The 3,114-nt window shown below is 31.5% G+C and carries 3 protein-coding genes and 2 pseudogenes; 2 read left to right on the forward strand and 3 right to left on the reverse strand.

Features of this window, described 5'->3' with window-relative positions; genetic code table 11:
• Positions 1 to 327 (reverse strand): annotated as a pseudogene (locus ARSQ2_RS10605) (aromatic amino acid transporter AroP); the annotation flags it as partial.
• Between the two features lie 19 nt (positions 328 to 346).
• Between ARSQ2_RS10605 and ARSQ2_RS10610 the strand changes: the two are divergent.
• Positions 347 to 553 carry a hypothetical protein gene (locus ARSQ2_RS10610; protein WP_181995281.1) on the forward strand — a complete coding sequence of 69 codons (207 nt, stop codon included), beginning with the start codon at positions 347 to 349 and terminating at the stop codon, positions 551 to 553.
• A 238-nt stretch (positions 554 to 791) separates the two neighbouring features.
• On the opposite strand, the gene mgrB is transcribed toward ARSQ2_RS10610, so the two are convergent.
• Entirely contained in the window at positions 792 to 944 is a 153-nt protein-coding gene (gene mgrB, locus ARSQ2_RS10615; RefSeq protein ID WP_181995283.1) for a PhoP/PhoQ regulatory lipoprotein MgrB, read from the reverse strand.
• Between the two features lie 345 nt (positions 945 to 1,289).
• Here mgrB and ARSQ2_RS10620 point away from each other — a divergent pair, with 345 nt between their 5' ends.
• Positions 1,290 to 1,682 carry a helix-turn-helix domain-containing protein gene (locus ARSQ2_RS10620; protein WP_181995282.1) on the forward strand — a complete coding sequence of 131 codons (393 nt, stop codon included), beginning with the start codon at positions 1,290 to 1,292 and terminating at the stop codon, positions 1,680 to 1,682.
• A 504-nt stretch (positions 1,683 to 2,186) separates the two neighbouring features.
• Here ARSQ2_RS10620 and ARSQ2_RS10625 read toward each other — a convergent pair.
• A pseudogene (locus ARSQ2_RS10625) lies at positions 2,187 to 3,017 on the reverse strand (alanine:cation symporter family protein); the annotation flags it as partial.
• Positions 3,018 to 3,114: the final 97 nt, after the last annotated feature.

The following is a 3,114-nucleotide window of genomic DNA, read 5'->3' on the forward strand; positions in this document are numbered from 1 at the left end:
GCTATATATTGGTATATTGGTCAAATTGATAAGATTGATAGCGATAAAAAAGATTGCAGCTAAAATTTAGGTTGGGATATCCCACCAATATTGCACATAAATACCTGCTGCAGTCAGCTCAGCCATACCAACCAAGATAAACATTGCCCAATAGTTCCAGCCAGATAAAAAACCAGCAAAAGGGCCCCAATATTTATAAGCAAAGTGACTACAAGAACCAGCAACAGGTTCTTCGACAATTATCTCTCCTAATTGACGCATAATCAGGAAAGCAATAAATCCACCAATTGCATAACCTAATAAAACAGATGGCCCTGCCATGTTTATATAGCTAGGCGACTTTAAAATGATTACAAGTAATTACTCTATATCAGTAAATTTATATTCGAGAAAAACATATATTTTTGTAATCAAAATTAAGACGCTTAGCTATAAATGGGCACAAGCTAAATGCAAAAAAAAGAGCGCTCGGATGCGACATAGATATTTTGTTCGCACTCAATATGGTGTAATCAAAATTAAGTCGCTTAGCTATAGTTTGTGCAATTCCTAAAAAAGGCCTGTTCCAACAAGCTTAACCAAGTGCAATCAATTGAATATGTCTGTTTTTTAACCCGCGCTTAAGCGTTTGCCCAACTTCTTCCGCCATAATTAAACCTTCATTTTATTTTAATTTCCTAATATTTTTATCGATGCAAACCTTAATTAAAGCGCATGTCAAAACTGCTAATTAAAACATTAATTTTTCTTTAAGTCTATATTAAATAAGATTAAAACCCTATTAATTTTAGTTAAAATGGCAAATAATCAGTTATTTTACAAATGCCTATGGTGAAATTCCCACCATTTTGATCCTGGTCACAAAAACTGTCTAATGCGACTAAATATAAAAATAAGCAGAGTAAAACGATCAGTGTCGCAATTACTATTTTTTTATTTTCAATATCTAACCCTTTTCATATTTTTAATACCACATGATAAAAAACAATTAATATGTCACTGTATAAAAATTAAGTCACTTACTAAAGTAACCATAGCGTCATTGCTAAAATCAATAAAACCTTTTTATTAATTTATGCTACATGCTGTTTGTCAGTTAGCTACGAAAGTTAAAAAAATTATTATAGATAAGAATGGCTTAAATACCCACTTATAAAGAGATAAACTGATGTTTTTTAAAAATTAACATAAATTTTATACAAATTATTTAAACATTAAGCTTTAGGACTTTGTCATCCCTAAAAAAAGTTCTGTATACTTCTTTAACCAATAACTAGTATGATATCACAATGCTACAAGATACCCACTTAGCACTTGTTTACGAATTAAGTAAATGGATCGAAGAACACATAGGAAGAATAATCTACTTGGAAGAGCTTGCCGCCTACTCAGGTTATTCTCTTTGGCATATGCAAAAAATTTTTAAAGAGATCACCGGAATTTCACTTGGTAAATACATTCGACAACGTCGACTTGCCAAGGCCGTTAATCTTCTGAGAAATAGTTCCAAAGCCATTTTTGATATTGCGTTGGATTTTGGTTTTGGCTCGCAATCTCATTTCACCTATATGTTTCGTAAAGAATTTGGTATCACACCTTACGATTTTCGGCAAAACCGTAATATTAAATTAGAAATCAAGGAACCACTACATTTAATTTACCAAAAGTCATCAAATAGTTAACCAGTGGAAATAATATGTTAATCAAACTAGTGATAACTAACCAAAACTGTAATCAATAATCTATTAAAAAGGAGGGTAATTTTAGATGCTAAGATAAAATGATATAAATCTACAGGTGCTTTATTTTAATTTAGCATCTTTTATGAATGCTCAATATGAGCTCTGTCTTAAATAAAAATAATTGCCATACTATTTATAATAATAAATATCTAATAAACTATAAATATAAAAAATATATAAGATTCTAACAAAAATATACCAATCCTTGGACAATAATAAATGGACACTAATATTATAAAATTAACTATAATAAAATGCGGAATAAACCAGCGTTTGACAGATAATGATTTATAAAAATATACTATTTTATTTTATCAAATTACTGGATTAGATGTATTCCATTTTAATTTTCACTCAAATAGATTTTTTAATAAAAAAGTAAATAAATGTTTAGATGGATATAGCGATAAAAACCTTCTTATACGAAGATTTTTATTATATTAACTAACTGTTAATTTCTCCTTCATTCCATTGCTTTAAATTGTCCTTTTCCAAAATGCCATCTTCTACCTGTTTTTTAATCTCAGGATAAGCATCTATATCAAATGTGGGTAATTTGCCAGCTTTGCGTTGTTGATTGTAATCTTTAGTAAGTTTAAACGCGATACCTGAGAGCATCAATATTGCAATTAGATTTGTTAACGCCATCAAACCCATCGAGAGATCACCTAATTTCCAAACTAAGGGCATTTCTGCCATTGAGCCAAAAATAACCATTCCTAAAGTAGCAAATCTAAGAATATACAATCCAGCAGGATGGTTATTTTCTAAAAATACCATATTACTTTCTGCATATGCATAATTTGCAATAATTGAAGTAAAAGCAAAGAAGAAAATAGCTATTGCAATGAAAATTGCACCCCAATCGCCAACAGCTGAAGAAAGAGCTCGCTGTGTTCATTCAATTCCAGTAATAGTGGCATCAGCGCTATCTAATGCAGCAGAAGAGATAATAATTGCTGTTGCGCTAAAGATCACTAAAGTGTCCATAAAAACACCTAGCATTTGTACATATCCTTGCGATGCTGGATGAGGTGGATAAAGTGAAGCAGGAGCTGCAGCATTCGGCGCTGAGCCCATACCTGCCTCCATTTGAAATAGGCCGCGCTGTATCCCTTGTGTCATCGCTTGCGCAACCCCATAACCAACTACGCCGCCAACTGCTTCCTGTAAACCAAAAGCATGTTTAATAATTAGTAAAAAAACATCTGCTAAACGTTCAATATCATTGCTCATTACCAAAAATGCTAATATTAAATAAGCGATTGCCATTATATAGCTAAGCGACTTAATTTTGATGACATTATTTATATGAGCTATTCAATTGATTTTAGACGTAAAGTGATATTTACGATGGAAGAAGAAGGGTTGA

Origin of the sequence: Arsenophonus endosymbiont of Bemisia tabaci Q2 (assembly GCF_902713415.1) — a bacterium.
Taxonomy (GTDB): domain Bacteria; phylum Pseudomonadota; class Gammaproteobacteria; order Enterobacterales; family Enterobacteriaceae; genus Arsenophonus.